This window comes from Aquabacterium sp. (assembly GCF_014378415.1).
Taxonomy (GTDB): Bacteria; Pseudomonadota; Gammaproteobacteria; order Burkholderiales; family Burkholderiaceae_C; genus Aquabacterium.
Map to the genome: position 1 here is coordinate 1 of NZ_JACMNS010000079.1, position 17,238 is coordinate 17,238.

Sequence of the window (17,238 nt, forward strand, 5' to 3'; positions counted from 1 at the left end):
CCAGCCCCAGGCGGAGTTATGCCATGGCAACCGTCACAGGACGGCCCAGTTGGCTGAAGCGGTTGAGCAAGGCCACGCGCACATGCAGCTCAACGACTTGACGCTCAAAGGTACGCGCCATCACGCGCTCGCCCAGTCGTTCGAAGCAGTGCATCTTGGTCTCCACCAGGCTGCGCCGGTGGTAACCACTCCACACCTTCCATATCCGGCGCCCAAGGCGTTTGCAAGCCAGCACCGCTTCGTTGCGCACCTTTGCCCCTGCCGATTGGGATTTCCACAGCTGAGCATTCTTGGGTGGCGGGATGATCGCCGCAGCACCCCGCTGCGCAATGGCCTCGTGGCATGCCCTGGTGTCGTAAGCCCCGTCTGCGCTGACGCTGGCCACGGGCTCAGCAGCAGGAATCTGCGCCATCAACGCCGGGCGCAGACAGCGCATCACCCACGCTGTTGTCTGTGACCTCGATGGCCCTTATCTCCAGTGTCTGCGCGTCAATGCCCAGGTGAACCTTGCGCCACTGGCGCCGGTACTCAGCGCCATGCTTCTTGCGTTTCCATTCGCCTTCGCCCAGGAACTTGATGCCTGTGCTGTCCACCAGCAGGTGCAATGGCGATGTGCTGGGGCGGTAGCTCAGCTGTACACGCAGATGCCTCTGGCGCCGACTCACCGTGCTGAAATCGGGCACTTGCCAGTCCAGATTGGCAAGCCTCAACAGGCTTTGCACCATGCCCAGGCTGCTGGCGCAGCGGCTGTCCAAACAGGCACTTGATGCTCAGGCAAAACTGGATGGCTGCGTCTGAGAACGTCTGGTTGCGACCGAGCTTGCCGTTGGGCTGGGCCAACCACTGCATCTCATTGTCCAGCCACACCGTCAGCGAGCCGCGGGCCTTCAGCGACGCGTTGTACTCGGACCAGTTCGTCGTGCGGTACTTCGTCCGCATCTTCTTGTCTTGTTCCACCAACTCCGGCGGTGATGAACTGCCTTTGAGGCAACTCAAGATCTTGATCGTTGACGATGACCCGGATGCCACGGCCATGCTGCACATCATCCTGGGCGATCGGGGCGCCACCCTGCGCGCGAACAGTGATGTGGCGCAAGCGCTGGCAATGGTGGCGAGCTTCAAACCTGACGTGCTGATCAGCGACATCGGCATGGTCAGCCATGACGGCTGCGAGCTGATCAGGGAGTTGCGCAGACGCGAGTCTCAGCAGGGGATGGATTCATCCGCTGGCCAGTGTTTGCCCGCCATCGCGCTGACGTCGTTCGCGCGCGACAGCGATCGTCTCCAGGCCATCACGGCGGGCATTGATCCCCATTGCCCCAAGCCCTTGCGCCCCTGAATTTGATCAAGCAGATTGTGAGCTTGCTGCGCTGAGGTGGACAATGTCGCACCGGAAACCCAGCAACACAAAGGACCATCAAACATGGGCGCGCAGTGGAAAGCAAAACACAAGGACCTGGCCTCGAATGCCAAAGGCAGGCTGTTTGGCAAGCTGTCCAAGGACATCATGATTGCCGCCCGCCATGGCGCCGACCCGGCGGCCAACTCGCGTTTGCGCCTGGTGGTCGAGCAAGCCCGCAAAGTCTCCATGCCCAAAGACACGCTTGACCGGGCGATCAAGAAGGGTGCCGGGCTGACCGGTGAGGCCGTGCACTTTGAGCACGTGGTGTACGAAGGTTTTGCGCCGCACCGCGTGCCGGTGATGGTGGAGTGCCTGACCGACAACGTGAACCGCGCGGCCTCCGAGATGCGGGTGTTGTTCCGCAAAGGGCAGTTGGGCACCTCGGGGTCGGTGGCCTGGGATTTTGACCACGTGGGCATGATCGAGGCCGAGCCCGCCACCCAGGGCGCCGACCCCGAGTTGGCCGCCATCGAAGCCGGGGCGCAGGATTTTGAGGCCAGCGAAGAAGACGGCGTCACCGTGTTCCTGACCGACCCGACCGACCTTGACCTGGTCAGCCGCGCCTTGCCCGCGCAGGGTTTCACGGTGATGTCGGCCAAGCTGGGCTACAAGCCCAAGAACCCGGTTGATCCGGCCAGCCTGAGCGCGGCTGATCTGGAAGAAGTTGAAGCTTTCCTGGCCGCGCTGGATGCCAGCGAAGACGTTCAGAATGTGTTCGCGGGCTTGGCGGGCTGAGCAAGCTTCTTGATGAGCGCCAGCACGGAGGCTCTGGGCGTGGTGACCTGCATTTGCTTGAGGCACGCCTCCAGCCAGCCTTCTCGCTCTTGTACTCTGGCAATGGCTTTGCCACCACCAAACAGGCATCCGCAGCGATCAAGCACCAACGGGTAAAGGGCCTGCAATACCTGGGCAATGCGGGTGTGATGAGGGCGCTTAAACAAAGACGCAGCCATTGCCATGCTCCTTGACCAACCGGTTCACCAAATCTTGTTCTTGGGGCGTCATGGCCGCCTGGTCCACATAGCGCCAGTTCCGTTCGTACAGGCCCAAGGCCAATGGGGGGTCGATTTCCTGGAGGTCGGGCAGGCTCCACGCGATCAATTTAAGCTGAGGGTATTGATCAATGGGGATGAGCCAGGGCAAAGCGGCCTCCCGATCCGTGGGCGAGCCATTGCTTTGATCGCCACCCGCAAGGGTTGAATTCAGCGCCAGCCCGAGCGCATCTGCCACGCGCAGATAGGCCCCCACGTTGACCGAGGTGTCGCCCCGCTCCACGCGGTGCAAGGTGACCCGCGAGATGGCCGCAGCCTGGGCGGCCCTGGTGGGCGACACCTTCAGCGCCTTGCGCCTGGCCTTGAAGGCCGCGCCAATCTGCTGGCTGCCACTCAGTTCTGCTTCATTCATGTTTCTCGTTATGAGCAAAAATTGTTTTTGTAAACGATGAGAAACAAAACCATGGGTTTGGCAGGGCCTAAGCCGCGCTTGAAATCATTCCAAGACGACCGGTCATATAGTTTGACCATGCCCCGCACCGCAGACCCCACCGACATCCCCCGCCGCTTGAGCGACGCGGGCTATGCCTTGTTCCAGCGGCAGGGTTACAACGCCACCGGCATCCAGCAGATCACTGACCAAGCCGGGGTGCCCAAGGGCTCGTTCTACAACCACTTCGACAGCAAAGAAGCCTTTGCCGCGCAGATCTTGCGCAACTACGCCAAGTGGACGGGCGATGCCTGGAGCGCTGCGTTGAAAGACGCGCCCCCGGCCCCTTTGGCCGCCATCCACCACGTGTTCGGCCGGTTCATCGCGCACCACGAGCAAACCGGCTGCCAAGGCTGCCTGGTGGGCAACTTCGCGGCCGAAGTGGTGGAGGCCAGCGAGGCCTGCCGCGCCGTGCTGTCGGATGTGCTGCGCGATTGGCGCGACCGCCTGGCCGACCTGATCTTGCAGGCCCAGCAGGCCGGTGAGGTGCGTGACGACGTGGACGACAAAGCGCTGGCCAACTTCTTCTGGGATGCCTGGGAGGGCGCCGTGCTGCGCAGCAAGGTCGAGCACAGCGTGCGGCCTTTGCACGAGGTGCGGCACCTTTTGCTCGACAAATTCTTTCTGCCCTGACCACACGGGCTTTCACCCAACCAGGAGTCCATTGCATGGCTGCCCCCGATCCAACATCCCCTGACGCCGCGCTGTTTCAGCCTTTCCAACTGGGCGGCATCATCCTGGCCAACCGCATGGTGATGGCCCCCCTGACGCGCAACCGCGCCGAGGCGGGCAATGTGCCCGGCCCCCTGACCATCGAGTACTACGCCCAGCGCGCCTCGGTCGGCCTGATCATTGCCGAGGCCACCCAGGTGTCGGCCCAAGCCCAGGGCTACAACGCCACGCCCGGCGTGCACAACCCCGAGCAGATCGCTGGCTGGAAGAAAGTGACCGATGAGGTGCACGCCCGTGGCGGCCGCATCTTCGTGCAGCTGTGGCACACGGGCCGCATGTCGCACACGGCCTTCCAGCCAGGCGAGTTGGCGCCCGTGGCCCCCTCGGCCATCGCGGCCAAGGCCAAGACCTACATCCCCGGCGTCGGCTATGTCGACACCTCGACCCCACGCGCTTTGGAGACCGACGAGATCGCCGGCATCGTCAACGATTTCCGCACCGCCGCCCGCCACTCGATCGAAGCCGGCTTTGACGGCATCGAGGTCCACGGCGCCCACGGTTATTTGCTGGACGCTTTCCTGCGCGATGGCTCGAACAAGCGCACCGACATCTACGGCGGCAGCATCGAGAACCGCGCCCGTTTCCTCGTCGAGGTGATGGCTGCCGTGATCGACGAGATCGGCGCCGACAAGGTGGGCGTGCGCCTGTCGCCCGTCTCGCCCGTCAATGATTCGAGCGAGAGCCATCCGCAGCCTTTGTTCGAGCACGTGGTGCGCGAGCTGAACCAGCTCAAGCCCGTGTACCTGCACATCGTTGAAGGCGCCACCGGTGGCCCGCGCGACATCGCGCCGTTTGATTACGATGCGCTGCGCAAGCTGTACAACGGCGTCTGGATGCTGAACAACGGCTACGACAAGGCCATGGCCGTGGACGTGGTGGCCTCGGGCAAGGCTGATCTGGTGTCCTTTGGCCGCCTGATGCTGACCAACCCTGATCTGCCGCGTCGCTTCAAGGAGAACGCGCCTTTGAACGAGCTGTTCAAGGACGCGCCACTGTACGGCGGTGTGGGTGCGCACGGCTACACCGACTACCCCGCCTTGCCTGCTTGACAACCCCGAGCGGCTATCCTGACCAGATGCCCTCCGCCGACTCGATGACCCCTGCGCCCGACATTGCGACCCTGATCGCTTTGTTGGGCGCGGGCCCTTGGGTGGTCCTCACCGGGGCGGGCTTGAGCACCGGCAGCGGCATCCCCGCCTACCGTGATCGGCATGGGCAATGGCTGCATTCCAAGCCCATCCAACACCAGGAATTCTTGAGCTTGCCAGCCATGCGGCGGCGCTACTGGGCCCGCAGCTTCGTGGGTTGGCAGACCCTGTCGCGGGCCGCGCCCAACGCGGGCCACCGGGCCATTGCCCAACTCGAAGCGCGGGGCTTGGTCAGCACGGTGATCACCCAGAACGTGGACAGCCTGCACCACCACGCCGGCAGCCAGGCGGTGATCGAGCTGCACGGCAGCATTGCCCGCGTGCTGTGCCTGTCGTGCCAGGGGCGTTACCCGCGCGCGCAGGTGCAGACCTGGCTGGCAGCCCACAACCCCCACTTTGAACCGATGCCACCGGCGGCCTTTCAAGCCGCGCCCGATGGCGATGCCCACCTGGAAGACCAGCATTGCGCCAACTTTCAAGTGCCGACCTGCCCTGCCTGCCAGGGCGTGCTCAAGCCCGATGTGGTGTTCTTTGGCGACAACGTGCCGCGCGAGCGCGTGGCCGCAGCCAGCCAGGCTGTCGAAAACGCTTCGGCGCTGCTGGTGATCGGCTCGTCCCTGTCGGTGTACTCGGGCTTTCGCTTTGCCGAGCAGGCGCACCGCTTGGGCAAGCCGGTGGTGGCCATCAACCAGGGCGCGACCCGGGCCGATCCCCTGCTGTCGGCCAAGCTGGAGCTCGATTGCAGCGACGCGCTGGCCCTGCTTTTGAACACCGTCCTTGACGCTGGTCAAGCCAGGGTGCCTTAGGTCTGGACGATCGGGCAGGGACTGCCTAGACTGGGTTTTCTGCAGAAACCACCAGAGGAGCAGACCATGGCCAGGATGATGAAAGCAGCGATCTTCGTGGAGCCCGGGCGCATCGTGCTGGATGACAAACCCATGCCTGAGGTGGGCCCGCTGGACGCGCTGATCAAGGTCACCACCACAACCATCTGCGGCACCGATGTGCACATCCTCAAGGGCGAGTACCCCGTTGCGCGCGGTTTGACCATTGGCCACGAACCTGTGGGCATCATTCACCAGCTTGGGTCGGCGGTCAGCGGCTACCAGGAAGGTCAACGTGTGATCGCTGGCGCCATCACGCCCAGCGGCTGGAGCAGCGCTTGCCAGTGCGGTGTGAGTTCGCAAGACGGCGCGGGCACGCCCCATGGCTTCAAGCTGATGGGCGGCTGGAAATTCGGCAACACCATCGATGGCTGCCAGGCCGAGTACGTGCTGGTGCCCGATGCCATGGCCAACCTGGCGCCCGTGCCCGATGGCCTGAGCGATGAGCAGGTGCTGATGTGCCCGGACATCATGTCCACTGGATTCAGCGGTGCGGAGCGCGCAGGCATCCGCATTGGCGACACGGTGGCCGTGTTCGCGCAAGGCCCCATCGGCTTGTGCGCCACCGCCGGGGCCAAGTTGAGTGGAGCCACCACCATCATCGGCGTGGACCGCCTGGCGCAACGGTTGACGGTGTCCAGCCAGATGGGGGCGGACCACGTGATCGACGCCAGCCGCCTTGACCCGGTGGACGAGATCATGCGCCTGACCAGCGGGCGCGGCGTGGACGTGGCCATCGAGGCCCTGGGCACGCAAGCCACCTTCGAGGCCTGCTTGAAAGTGCTGCGCCCGGGGGGTACCTTGTCCAGCCTGGGGGTGTATTCCACCGACCTGCAGATTCCGCTGGGCGCTTTCGCGGCGGGTTTGGGCGATCACAAGATCATCACCTCCTTGTGCCCAGGGGGTTCGGAGCGCATGCGCCGCCTGATGTCGGTGATCGAGTCGGGGCGGGTCGACCTGAGTGCGATGGTCACCCACCGTTTCAAGCTGGACGACATCGAGCAGGCCTATGAGTTGTTTGGCCATCAACGCGATGGCGTGCTGAAAGTGGCGATCACGCCATGAAGGCCTTCCATCATCTGCTGATGAAACCGCCGCCGCTGGCCGATGCGCCAGGACCATGCGCCCTGGCGCGCTAGCGATGAGCGCCGTGCCCGACCCAGTCAATCCTGGCCACATGGTCGGCCTGAGTGCTGAGCAAGCCCTGGCCTTGCGCCAGACCCATGGTCCCAACGCCCTGGCCACCCAGAAGACCCGACCGCTTTGGCGTTCGGCGCTGGAGGTGGCGCGCGAGCCCATGTTCCTGTTGCTCATGGCCTGCCTGGTGCTGTACTTCCTGATCGGCGACTGGCAAGAGGGCCTGGCCCTGTCGGTCTCGGTCATGGCCGTCATGGGCATCACCCTGGTGCAAGAGCGGCGCACCGAGCGGGCCCTGGACGCCCTCAAGGACCTGGCCAGCCCGAGGGCCTTGGTCATCCGCGATGGCCTGCGCCTGCGCATTGATGCCCATGAGCTGGTGCCGGGCGACCTGATGGTGCTGCTGGAAGGGGACCGGGTGCCCGCCGATGGCGTGCTGGTCCAGGCCAACAACCTGCAGACCGACGAATCCTTGCTCACTGGCGAGTCCCTGCCGGTGGACAAGCAAGCCACCACCCTGCCTGCACCATGGTCCATGGCGCCACCTGGCGATGCCAGCGCCTGCTGCGTGTTCTCAGGCGCCTTGGTCGTGCAAGGGCAGGGCTTCGCCCAAGTGCTGGCGACCGGATCGCACAGCGAAATCGGCCGCATCGGCGGTGTCCTCAGCCTGATCGAGACGGGGCGCACGCCCTTGCAGAAAGCCACCCGCCACATGGTTCGGCGCGTGGCGGCCGGTGTGCTGGTGTTGGGCGTGGCCGTCTTGCTGGTCATGGGCTTGACCCGTGGCGATTGGGTGCAGGCCATGCTCGCCGCCATTGCCTGGTCCATGGCCTTGCTGCCCGAAGAGTTCCCCGTGGTGCTGACCATCTTCCTGGCCCTGGGCGCCTGGCGCATGTCACGCCGCCATGTGTTGACGCGGCGCATGCCCGCGCTGGAAACCCTGGGCGCGGCCACCGTCTTGTGCGTGGACAAGACCGGCACCCTCACCGAAAACCGCATGCGCGTGACCCGATTGGCCCTCGCGGGTGAACTGGACCAAGATTGGAGCGTTGACGAGTCTGGCGAGTGGCCGCCGCAGTTCGGCGAGCTGGTGGAGCTGGCGGTGCTGGCCAGCCGCCGCGATCCCTTCGATCCCATGGAGATCGCGATCCACGCGGTGAAGCAAGGACGGGCATTGCACGATGATTGGACCTTGGCGCGCGAGTACCCCTTGACACCTGGGTTGCTGGCCGTCTCGCGGGTTTGGCGTGCCCCGGGCATCGATCACCTTGTGATCGCCACCAAAGGCGCCCCCGAGGCCATCGCCAGCCTCTGCCACCTGCCGGATCCTCAGCGGCAAGCCCTGCTGGCCCAGGTGCAGCGCATGGCCGAGCAAGGCCTGCGTGTGCTGGGCGTGGCGCGTGGGCAAACACCGGTCGGGCCTTTGGCCGAATCGGTGCATGATTTTGATTTCGAGTTCATCGGCCTGATCGCCCTGGCCGACCCGGTGCGGGCCGAGGTGCCCCAGGCCATGGCGCAATGCCGACAGGCCGGCATCCGCATCATCATGATCACCGGCGACTACCCGGCCACGGCCAGCAGCATCGCGCGCCAGGCGGGCATTGGGGCGGCCGATGGCACGCTGGGTTGCCTGACCGGGGCCGAAGTGGCCCAGATGGACGAGGCCACGTTGCGCGAAAAAATGCAGGCCACGCACGTCATCGCGCGCGCCACGCCCCAGCTCAAGCTGCGCATCGTCCGGGCGCTGCAGGCCCACGGCGAGGTGGTGGCCATGACGGGCGACGGGGTCAACGACGCGCCGGCCTTGCGCGCCGCCGACATCGGCATCGCCATGGGCGGGCGGGGCACCGACGTGGCCCGCGAAGCCGCCGACCTGGTCGTGACCGACGATCGCTTCTCGTCCATCGTCGAGGCGATTCGCCTGGGGCGGCGGATTTACGCCAACCTGACCAAAGCCTGTGGCTACATCGTGGCCGTTCACATCCCCATTGCCGGGCTGGCCATGTGGCCGGTGCTGATGGGCGGGCCCTTGATGCTGCTGCCCATCCACGTCGCTTTCCTGGAGTTGATGATTGATCCGGCCTGTTCGATCGCGTTCGAAGCCGAGCCCGAGGAGGCCCGGGCCATGCAAGAACCCCCTCGGCGCGGCCCCACCTCCTTGTTTGGCGCCTCGGGCATCTGGCCCTGGGTCTGGCAGGGCTTGCTCCTGCTGTTGGGGGTGCTGCTGGTCCACGAGTGGGCGCGGCGCCAGTCCGACGAGGTCGAGGTGGTCCGGGCCCTCAGCTTTTCCACCCTGGTGCTGGGCAACATGGCGCTGATCCTGAGCCGCCGGGCGGGTGGCCTGGCCAACCACGCCATGTGGGCCGTGGTCACCGGCACCGGCCTGGTGTTGGGGCTGATCCTGGCTTGGCCCCTGCTGCGCGATCTGTTCAGTTTGGCCTTGCCTGAAGTGCAGGCGGCTGCGGCGTGCGCCCTGGTCGGCGCCTTGCTGTGGCCTGCGCTGATGTTGGTCCGGCACCTGGGTTCGCGCGAGCGCAGCGTTGATTCACGTCAATCACCCCGGCCTGCTGGGCCTTAACATGCACCCATCCTCAACACCTTGGAGCCCAGCATGAACATCCTGATGCCTGTCGATGGGAGCGAGTACACCAAGCGCATGCTGAGTTACATCGCCGCGCACGACGAGTTGCTGGGGGCCCAGCATGAGTTCACCATCCTCACGGTCGTGCCGCTGCTGCCTGCGGGCGTGACCGGCTTCCTGGAGCGCGCCATGGCCGATGCCTATTACGAAGAGTGCGCCCAGGAGGTGCTGCGGCCCATCAAGGCTTTCACCGACCAAAAGGGCTGGAAGGTGCAGTTGATCAGCCGCAAGGGCCATGCTGCAGAAGTGGTCGCTGAGTTCGCTGAAAAACACCCGACAGACCTGATCGTGATGGGCACCCACGGCCGCTCGGTCATCGGCAGTGTCGTGCTGGGGTCGGTGGCCACCGGCGTGCTGGCCCGCACCAAGGTGCCCGTGCTGCTGGTGCGCTGACCCTGAAATAGCCACGTAATCGGCCAAAATGTCATGCAAGTCATGACCCCGTCAGGTTTTCCCGGAGTGCTGCGGCTGATGCGGGTGGGCACACTAACGGATGCAATTTTTCCGCGATGTCACCGTTGGCCCTGAAGCGCGCGCTGGCGTCGAGTCATTGATGGGCGGTGCGGAGGATTGGCCGGCGCAGCCCTTACAGCTGCCCGCGAGTGAGTTCGCCACGGTGTTGGCCCAGGGTTTCAGTGGTTTGCGTTTTCCGGCCAAACTGGAGGGGCGCTACCAGCAAGGCCGTGCCGCCGAACGGCTTCGGCTGCTCCGCGGCGGGGCGTTCTGGGTGCTGCTGTTGTGGAACAGCCTGCTGCTGACCGATTGGCTCATGGTGCGCGACCAGTTCAGCAACGCGCTGCAATTGCGCCTGCTGTTCTACAGCCCCTTGTGTTTGCTCTGGTTGCTCGGCATCAAGCACCTGAGCAGCAACGCGCGCGAGTGGGTCGCGGCGGGCATGGGGCCCGTGGGGGCCATTGGCACGATTTTCCTCAGCTTGAACAGCCACGACGAATTGGCCCCGCCCTACCTGGTCGTCCTGTGCATGGTCCAGTTGATCAATGGCGGCATGCTGCAGTTGCGGTTCTGGAAAGCTGTGCTGGTCGATGTGGTCATCCTGATGATGTATGCCTGGGCCGCCCTGGCCCTGCCCAACCCGCCCATGGAGGTCGTGATCGCGATGACGCTGGTCATGGTGTCGGTCACCGTTTTCACGCTGTACGGCAGCTACTGGCTGGAGCACGAAGACCGCACCAATTGGCTGATGCTGGAGCACGAGCGAGGGCTGCAAAGCCAGCTGGTGCAGGCCAACCAGCAATTGGAGCGGCTCTCGCGCGTTGATCCCTTGACCGCTCTTGCCAACCGGCGCCATTTCGACGAGTTTCTGCAGCACACCTGGGCCCGCGCCAGCCACGACGGTGACGACGTGGCCCTGTTGATGATCGATGTCGACCACTTCAAGGCCTACAACGACCAGCATGGCCACCCGGCCGGCGATGCCTGCCTGCAGGCCGTGGCCGAGACCCTGAGAGATTGCCTGCGTCGGCCTGAAGACCTGGTGGCACGCTATGGCGGCGAGGAATTCATTGCGCTGCTAAGCCACTCGGACCTGGCGGTGGCCATGGCAGCGGCCGAGCGGGTGCGGGCTGCGGTGGACGCTGACGGCACCACACCGGTCACCGTGAGCATTGGCGTGGCCAGCGTGCGCCCGGGGGCGGCGGCCATCACGCCGACCAGGCTGATGGTCGCCGCCGACCAGGCCTTGTACCAGGCCAAGGGCGCCGGGCGAAACACGGTGCGCGCGGCCGACGTTCAACCAACCTTGGATTTGGCGGGGGGGGTGCCCGATGCCTTGGCGCCCGGGCCCATGGAGGTCGACCCACCCTCGGCTGCGCACAACGAGGTGGCGTTGGCCCAGTCGCGGATCGACCGCAGCTGTTCGTGGATGCGTTTTCCCGCCATCCTGGAGCAGCAGTTCCTGAACGACGTGGCCCCGGCCCGCCTGCGCTACCTGGTGCTCAGCGGCATCCTCTCGCTCATCGTGTTCAACGGCTTCCTGGGCGTCGATTATTTGATGGCGCGGGACGTGTTCGATCTGGCCGTCAAGATCCGCCTGGGCCTGTTCACGCCGATGGCCGTCGGCTTGCTGTTGCTGGGTTGGTTTGGCCGCGACTGGGTGCTGCGCACCGTGCCGCCCTTGGGAGTGGAATGCCTGGTGCTGGTCAGTGGCGTGTTCGCGGCGGCCTGCCTGGCCTACATCCTGGCGGCCACCCACAGCCCGACGGGGCAGTACTACCACGTGGGCCTGATGGTGGTGATCATCTACACCAACATCGTGCAGCGGCTGCGCTTTTGGTACGCGCTGGCTTGCTCCGTGGCCATCCTGGCGATGCACATTGGTGGGGTGCTGATGGTGCCCGCTTTCAACGATCGCCTGATCCTGCCCGTCATCTTCCTGGTCGGCGCCACGGTGGTCTTTACCCTGATGGCCAACTACGCGATGGAGCGCGACGAGCGCAAGCGCTACCTGCTGTCTCTGCGGCAAAAGCAGTTGCTGCAAGAGCTGGATGAGGTGCACCAGCGCTTGCAGAACCTGGCGCGCGTGGACGTGCTCACGGGTGCCTACAACCGCCGCCATCTGCAAGAGTATTTGCGCCAGATCTGGCAGCGGGCCCAGCACGGGCAAGGCGAGGTGGCTGTGATCATGCTGGACGTGGACCACTTCAAAAAATTCAACGATCGCTATGGCCACCCCGCCGGGGACCTCTGTCTGGTCCAGGTGGCCGAGGTCATGCGGGCTTGCTTGCGCCGACCCGGCGACCTGGTCGCGCGCTACGGTGGCGAGGAGTTCATCGCCGTGCTGCCCCAAACCGGCGCCGAGCTGGCGCGGCAAGCGGCCGAGCGGATTCGCCTGGCCGTGCAGGCGTTGCAGGTTCGGCACGAAAGCTCGGACACGGCTGCCATGGTGACGGTCAGTGTGGGCGTGGCCAGCGCGCGGGCCGGCGTCGGGCAGACCGAATCCGGCCTGATCGCGGCGGCCGACGCGGCCCTGTACCAGGCCAAGCACGGCGGCCGCAATCGGGTGGCCTTGGCCACCTCGTCGCTGCGCTGAATCAGTCGGGCTTGAACACGCTGCGAACGTGCGCAACGAGTTCGGACTGCTCAGGCACGACCTCGGAGCCGGGCACCGTCATCTTCATCCAGCGACCCAGGCCGCCCCAGGCGAAGAGGTTGTGCTTGACGATCGAGTCGATGTCGGCTTTGAAGCCCGTGTCGGCCCACGCGATGGCGGTGTGGACCGCCGTGCCCACCAGACCGCTGGCCGCCAGCTTCAAATCGATTTCGGTGCTCATCCGGGGGTGCAGGCCCTGAGTCAGCGTTTCGATGACCTGCTGGTAGGTGAACAGCTCCGATTGGCCTTCTCGGAGCTTGGATTGCTCGCGCCAGACCCCGTCAATCAGAATGATCTGAACCCGGCGGGGATCGTCGCGGATGAAGCGCAAAAAGGCCTCCAGGCCTGCTTCCAGCAGCGTTTTCTCAGTCGGTGGCGCCTGCATGATGGCGCCACTGACGGCGGCCATGAGGTCGCGCACCAGGTGCTTGAACACGGTGTCGAACACCTCGGGCGTGCTCTTGAAGGACTCGTAAAAATAGCGCTCGCTCAGGCGCGATTGCGCGCAAATGTCGCGCATGGTGGCCCGCGCAAACCCCTGTCGTCCGAATACCTCAATGCCGGCATCGATCAGCCGACGGCGCCGCAAACGGGTGCGTTCCTCCTGCGGGACGCCGGAGTACATGCGTGGTTTCACGTCGGCAGGGGCGGGTTGCAAGGGCATCGGGGGTTTAGACAATAACGATTGCTCATTAATTTGACTGCAAGTATGGGGTCATCCAAGGGTGAAAAGGGTGTTTTCATGTTTGTGGAAACCCCGTGGGTTGTCGCCATAGGACCCCAGCGATGCGGACGCCCCATGTTTGCGGGGGGAAATTGATCCGCCTTGGCGCAAACCCTCTGGGAAACTGCTTAATCAATTTGTCAAACTGGCCTCATGCGATTAATCGATCGCTGGTAATCGATCACCGATGGATTGCCCGAACCAAAATGGAGAGAGACTCATGATGATTACCTTCCTGCGCAAGCCGGCTTTGGCGCTGCCTTTGGCCGCCTTGGCCCTCGCGGTGACCTCTGCGTATGCAGCCCCCATTTCCGGCCCTTCGGGCATCGCCTTCTACACGGCCCCGGCCAGCCTGAGCGGCAGTCACGGGGATCTGATTTCGTACCGCACTGCGACCGTCAATCTGGGCGCGAACGCCCCCGCCGTCAAGGCCTGGAACGTGCTGTACCAGTCGACCGACTCGGTGGGCTCGGCCAATGCCGTCACCGGCACCGTGATCGTCCCCACTGCGGCCTGGGCCGGAGGTGGTGATCGTCCGGTCCTGTCTTACGCCGTGGGCACCCATGGCCTGGCCCAACCTTGCGCGCCTTCGCTGCAATTGGCCGGGGGCACCGACTATGAAACCGCCAACATCGCCGCCGCCCTGAAGGCCGGTTATGCCGTGCTGGTCACCGACTACGCTGGTTACACCACCGGCAGCACGCCCACTTACCTGGCCGGTGCGTCGCAAGGCAATGCCGTGCTGGACATCGTGCGCGCCGCCAGCCAGGTTCCTTCGGTGGGCTTGAGCGCCACCGCCAAGACCGCCATCTGGGGTTACTCGCAAGGCGGCCAAAGCGCCTCCTGGGCCGCTGAACGCAAAGCCACCTACGTGCCCAGTCTGAACTTGGTCGGTGTGGCCGCTGGCGGCACCCCCGCTGACTTCATCACCACGGCCAAGTACCTGGACGGCTCCAACGGTGCCTCCTTCCTGTTCGCTGGCGTGATTGGCCTGGCCGAGCAATACCCCACCGCGATCCCCCTTGATTCGCTGACCAACGCCAATGGCCAGGCCACCCTCGCCCGAGGCAAGACCGAATGCGTGTTCGAAGCACTGTTCGACCTGATGAACCACAGCCTGTCCGAGTACACGGTGGGCAACCAGACGCTCGACCAATTGATCACTGTGCCGGCGATCAACGCCACGCTGAAGGCTCAAAACCTGGGGGCGACCAAGATCCCCGTGCCGCTGTACCAGTATCACGGTCAGGCCGACGAGTTCATCCCGATCGAGCAGCACGTGGACTTGAAGAAGCAGTACTGCGCCAAGTTCAGCAATGTGACCTTCGACGTGTACCCCAGCGAGCACATCGTGACGCAGTTCCAGGCCGCGCCCACCGTGCTGACCTGGTTGGGTGACCGCTTCAACGGCAAGAGTGCCACCAGCAGCTGCTTCACCTTGGCGGCCGAACCCAAGTCGACCGCCAACCCCAACAAGGGCAACTTCGTGGTCTCGCTGAAGAGCTGGCCCCTGACGGCCAGCGTGGGCCTGAAAACCCTGGCGCAAACCGTCAAACTGCCCGCCACGTCGAGCTTCTCGGCTGAAACCGACATCACGGCCCAACGCCTGACCGGCAACCTGTCGGTGCCTGACTTCAAGCAATCCTTGAAGATCATCGGCATCGGCTCGCAGATCGGCCTGAAGATCTCCCCCGTTGGCGACGCCACTGGCACGGTGAACTTGGACAATGCCGGGCAACTGCACGTGCACGGCAAGGCTTTCGCCGACATCACCGTGACCTCGGTGTCGGGCATCCCGGTCGGCACCTGCAAGACTGTCACGCCGGTGGAGTTCCCGATCGACTTCGACGGCCCAGTCTCGTCGCTGGGCAATGGTGGCCTGACCTTCGTGGGCACCACCACCTTCCCTCAGATCAAGGGTTGCATCATCTCGGCGATCTTGTCGTCGTTGATGTCCGGTGCTGGCCAGACCTACTCGTTCAACGTAACGCCCCCAGCGCCCAAGAAGTATTGATCGGCCTGGTGTGAACTGAGGCTGAGGCCGACCTGCCAGGAACACGGGCGGGCCGGCCTCTTGTCTTTATGCGGGTTTTCTCGCTAGGGACTTCCCTGACTGGGCATTTTGTCCCACCCTGTGCACACTGCCCGTTGACATCGATTTGGCGCCATCGCGCCACCAGCTTAGGATTCGAAAAATGGCACAAGTTCAAGTGGCGCGCAGCGCGGGCAAACAATGGTTCGCCTTGCTGGCCCTGATTGGCGCGGCGATGGCGGCGGTGCTGTGGTGGTGGTCTCACCGCGATGACGCGGCCGTGAGCGAGGCGGTGACCGCCTCGGCACCCGCCGCCCCCCAGGTGGTGGCGCTGGCCAAGCCGGTGGCCTTGGTGCAGCAGCCTGATGCCATGCCCAGTACCGAAGCGGGCATGGTGGCCCAACAAACGGCCGCTGCACTGGTGGTGGCGCGCGCACCGGCCATGAAGCCGATCACGGGGCCCGTCACGGAGCGCCCGGAGTTCGTCTCTGAAATGGAATGGCAGATGCTGAAAGGCGTCTCGCAGCAACACCCCACCCCCCAGGCGGAGCTGACGCGCCTGGTCAACAAGCTGCGTTTCATGAAGCAGCTGGAGCTGTGGCAGTCGATGGCGCACTCCAAGGACATGGCCAAGCGCCAATTGCTGGCCGAGCAGCTGCTGGACGACCTGCCCCAGCGCGTGGTCAATGCCGACCTGGACAAGCCCGAGGCGCAGAAGCTGCAAGCGTCTTTGTTGAAAGATGCCGTGAGCGACGAGCAAGCGCGCAAGAAGCGGGCTGACGTGGAAACTCGTCGCCTGGGCGCCTCCGCCGCCAGCTGACTCAGACGCTGCGGGGGCCCACGCTGGCGTAACCTCTTGCCCGTCGGCATGCGAATTGCTGATCCCCCCGATCAAAGGCAAGCAGGCAGACCCATCATGCGTGAACTCTCCGGCAGCGGCCAGCAGGCCATCAACGACATCGCCTACCGCACCGGTTTCAGCCCTGACGCGGTCATGAGCATGCTCGGCTCGGTCCTCAATGGCAACGGCGGCATGGCCCAGTTCAATCACCCCGAATTCGGTGGCTACGGGCAGTGGATGCGCGGCGGCATGACCATGGTGTCCGACATGTTCAACAACCACCTCAAGGGGCGGGTTGATGGCCTGTGCTTCGAGTTGTCCAACCTGATCGCCAGCCAGCCCAATCTGTTCGTGCCCGGCACGTCCAACGACTGGTGGCCGGCCGATTTGCGTTGGCCCAACAGCACCGGTGCCCAAAATGGCGTGCGGTATGCCTACTTCGGGCAGGCGCGGCGGCTGGCGATTGACGTGGGCGGGCGGGTCACGGTCTACGACACGCTGGACCACCAGATCAGCGGTTTCTCACAACAGCAATCGGGCAGCGGCTCGATCAGCCTCTCCAGCCAATACGGCCTGATCGATGTGGCCTCGCTGCCGGTGGTGTCGGGCGAGGGCGCACAAGGCGCGGCGCCCGCTTACCGCGTGCCGCAGCCGCAGCCTTTTGAGCCATCGCCTGCAAACGGTGCCGACCCCGCTGACATCTTTGGCACCATCGAGAAGTTGGCCGCCTTGCAAGCCAAGGGCTACATCAGCGCGGAAGAGTTCGCGGCCAAGAAGTCTGAACTCCTGGGCCGCCTCTAAGCCTTCAGTCTCAAAGCCAGGTGCCGCTGCCTTGCGGCATCTGGATGGTGTTGGCCGGGCTGTCGTTGGTGATGAGCAGCGACGAGGTGTTGTCGAACTTTAAGCCCTTGAACAGGTGACTGGCCGCCCATCATCAAGCTGCCCGGGCCTGCAGACACAATGGAGACCATGCTCCGTGCTCATAACGCTCGAAGCCCGCTGGCTTGAAGCGCCAGAGGTGGATCCAGCCGTTGTCCAACAGTTGTCTGATGACCGCATGCTTGCCGATCACCGCTTCAATGGCCGCCTGCGGCGCGTCAATGATC

The 17,238-nt window shown here is 64.5% G+C and carries 15 protein-coding genes and 1 pseudogene; 12 read left to right on the top strand and 4 right to left on the bottom strand.

Features of this window, described 5'->3' with window-relative positions:
* Window positions 1–16: 16 nt before the first annotated feature.
* Window positions 17–891 (bottom strand): annotated as a pseudogene (locus tag H7225_RS07465) (IS5 family transposase).
* Here H7225_RS07465 and H7225_RS07470 point away from each other — a divergent pair.
* The gene (locus H7225_RS07470) at window positions 785–1,339 is read left to right on the top strand and encodes a response regulator (RefSeq protein ID WP_290660400.1); all 555 of its coding nucleotides are present in this window, start codon (window positions 785–787) and stop codon (window positions 1,337–1,339) included. The pseudogene H7225_RS07465 and the gene H7225_RS07470 sit on opposite strands and share 107 nt — an antisense overlap.
* An 84-nt stretch (window positions 1,340–1,423) precedes the next feature.
* On the top strand, window positions 1,424–2,137 hold the full coding sequence (locus H7225_RS07475; protein ID WP_290660401.1) for a YebC/PmpR family DNA-binding transcriptional regulator: 714 nt from the start codon (window positions 1,424–1,426) through the stop codon (window positions 2,135–2,137).
* Here the strand turns inward: H7225_RS07475 and H7225_RS07480 are convergent.
* Window positions 2,107–2,361: a hypothetical protein gene (locus H7225_RS07480; RefSeq protein ID WP_290660403.1), complete on the bottom strand. Its 255-nt coding sequence runs from the start codon at window positions 2,359–2,361 to the stop codon at window positions 2,107–2,109. The two genes, H7225_RS07475 and H7225_RS07480, sit on opposite strands and share 31 nt — an antisense overlap.
* Complete coding sequence (locus H7225_RS07485; protein ID WP_290660405.1) at window positions 2,336–2,806, bottom strand: helix-turn-helix domain-containing protein; 471 nt, start codon at window positions 2,804–2,806, stop codon at window positions 2,336–2,338. The genes H7225_RS07480 and H7225_RS07485 overlap by 26 nt, the downstream gene beginning before the upstream one ends.
* A 117-nt stretch (window positions 2,807–2,923) precedes the next feature.
* Between H7225_RS07485 and H7225_RS07490 the strand changes: the two genes are divergently transcribed.
* The 7 genes from H7225_RS07490 to H7225_RS07520 all read left to right on the top strand — a co-directional run bounded on the left by H7225_RS07490 (window position 2,924) and on the right by H7225_RS07520 (window position 12,475).
* Window positions 2,924–3,517, top strand: a complete 594-nt coding sequence (locus H7225_RS07490) for a TetR/AcrR family transcriptional regulator (RefSeq protein ID WP_290660407.1) — start codon at window positions 2,924–2,926, stop codon at window positions 3,515–3,517.
* A 35-nt stretch (window positions 3,518–3,552) separates the two neighbouring features.
* Window positions 3,553–4,665, top strand: coding sequence for an alkene reductase (locus H7225_RS07495; protein ID WP_290660409.1), 1,113 nt, complete (start codon window positions 3,553–3,555; stop codon window positions 4,663–4,665).
* A gap of 26 nt (window positions 4,666–4,691) precedes the next feature.
* Window positions 4,692–5,570, top strand: coding sequence for an NAD-dependent protein deacetylase (locus H7225_RS07500; RefSeq protein WP_290660411.1), 879 nt, complete (start codon window positions 4,692–4,694; stop codon window positions 5,568–5,570).
* Between the two features lie 66 nt (window positions 5,571–5,636).
* Complete coding sequence (locus H7225_RS07505; RefSeq protein ID WP_290660413.1) at window positions 5,637–6,713, top strand: NAD(P)-dependent alcohol dehydrogenase; 1,077 nt, start codon at window positions 5,637–5,639, stop codon at window positions 6,711–6,713.
* A 76-nt stretch (window positions 6,714–6,789) separates the two neighbouring features.
* Window positions 6,790–9,363, top strand: coding sequence for a cation-translocating P-type ATPase (locus tag H7225_RS07510; RefSeq protein ID WP_290660415.1), 2,574 nt, complete (start codon window positions 6,790–6,792; stop codon window positions 9,361–9,363).
* A gap of 33 nt (window positions 9,364–9,396) precedes the next feature.
* Entirely contained in the window at window positions 9,397–9,819 is a 423-nt protein-coding gene (locus H7225_RS07515; RefSeq protein ID WP_290660417.1) for a universal stress protein, read from the top strand.
* A gap of 100 nt (window positions 9,820–9,919) precedes the next feature.
* On the top strand, window positions 9,920–12,475 hold the full coding sequence (locus tag H7225_RS07520) for a diguanylate cyclase (RefSeq protein WP_290660419.1): 2,556 nt from the start codon (window positions 9,920–9,922) through the stop codon (window positions 12,473–12,475).
* Window position 12,476: 1 nt separating this feature from the next.
* On the opposite strand, the gene H7225_RS07525 is transcribed toward H7225_RS07520, so the two are convergent.
* Window positions 12,477–13,172: a TetR/AcrR family transcriptional regulator gene (locus H7225_RS07525; RefSeq protein ID WP_290660421.1), complete on the bottom strand. Its 696-nt coding sequence runs from the start codon at window positions 13,170–13,172 to the stop codon at window positions 12,477–12,479.
* Window positions 13,173–13,479: 307 nt separating this feature from the next.
* Here H7225_RS07525 and H7225_RS07530 point away from each other — a divergent pair, with 307 nt between their 5' ends.
* The 3 genes from H7225_RS07530 (at window position 13,480) to H7225_RS07540 (ending at window position 16,933) form a co-directional block, all read left to right on the top strand.
* A complete protein-coding gene (locus H7225_RS07530) occupies window positions 13,480–15,273 on the top strand; it encodes a lipase family protein (protein ID WP_290660423.1) in 1,794 nt (597 codons plus the stop codon).
* Window positions 15,274–15,454: 181 nt separating this feature from the next.
* Window positions 15,455–16,111, top strand: a complete 657-nt coding sequence (locus tag H7225_RS07535; RefSeq protein ID WP_290660425.1) for a hypothetical protein — start codon at window positions 15,455–15,457, stop codon at window positions 16,109–16,111.
* Between the two features lie 96 nt (window positions 16,112–16,207).
* Entirely contained in the window at window positions 16,208–16,933 is a 726-nt protein-coding gene (locus H7225_RS07540) for an SHOCT domain-containing protein (RefSeq protein ID WP_290660427.1), read from the top strand.
* The last annotated feature ends 305 nt before the right edge of the window (window positions 16,934–17,238 follow it).

Coding starts and splice junctions, on each gene's coding strand:
- H7225_RS07495 (WP_290660409.1), top strand. CDS start 3,553: ATGGCTGCCCCCGATCCAACATCCCCTGACGCCGCGCTGTTTCAGCCT.
- H7225_RS07480 (WP_290660403.1), bottom strand. CDS start 2,361: ATGGCAATGGCTGCGTCTTTGTTTAAGCGCCCTCATCACACCCGCATT.
- H7225_RS07515 (WP_290660417.1), top strand. CDS start 9,397: ATGAACATCCTGATGCCTGTCGATGGGAGCGAGTACACCAAGCGCATG.
- H7225_RS07500 (WP_290660411.1), top strand. CDS start 4,692: ATGCCCTCCGCCGACTCGATGACCCCTGCGCCCGACATTGCGACCCTG.
- H7225_RS07510 (WP_290660415.1), top strand. CDS start 6,790: ATGAGCGCCGTGCCCGACCCAGTCAATCCTGGCCACATGGTCGGCCTG.
- H7225_RS07475 (WP_290660401.1), top strand. CDS start 1,424: ATGGGCGCGCAGTGGAAAGCAAAACACAAGGACCTGGCCTCGAATGCC.
- H7225_RS07505 (WP_290660413.1), top strand. CDS start 5,637: ATGGCCAGGATGATGAAAGCAGCGATCTTCGTGGAGCCCGGGCGCATC.
- H7225_RS07530 (WP_290660423.1), top strand. CDS start 13,480: ATGATGATTACCTTCCTGCGCAAGCCGGCTTTGGCGCTGCCTTTGGCC.
- H7225_RS07535 (WP_290660425.1), top strand. CDS start 15,455: ATGGCACAAGTTCAAGTGGCGCGCAGCGCGGGCAAACAATGGTTCGCC.
- H7225_RS07470 (WP_290660400.1), top strand. CDS start 785: ATGGCTGCGTCTGAGAACGTCTGGTTGCGACCGAGCTTGCCGTTGGGC.
- H7225_RS07520 (WP_290660419.1), top strand. CDS start 9,920: ATGCAATTTTTCCGCGATGTCACCGTTGGCCCTGAAGCGCGCGCTGGC.
- H7225_RS07540 (WP_290660427.1), top strand. CDS start 16,208: ATGCGTGAACTCTCCGGCAGCGGCCAGCAGGCCATCAACGACATCGCC.
- H7225_RS07485 (WP_290660405.1), bottom strand. CDS start 2,806: ATGAATGAAGCAGAACTGAGTGGCAGCCAGCAGATTGGCGCGGCCTTC.
- H7225_RS07490 (WP_290660407.1), top strand. CDS start 2,924: ATGCCCCGCACCGCAGACCCCACCGACATCCCCCGCCGCTTGAGCGAC.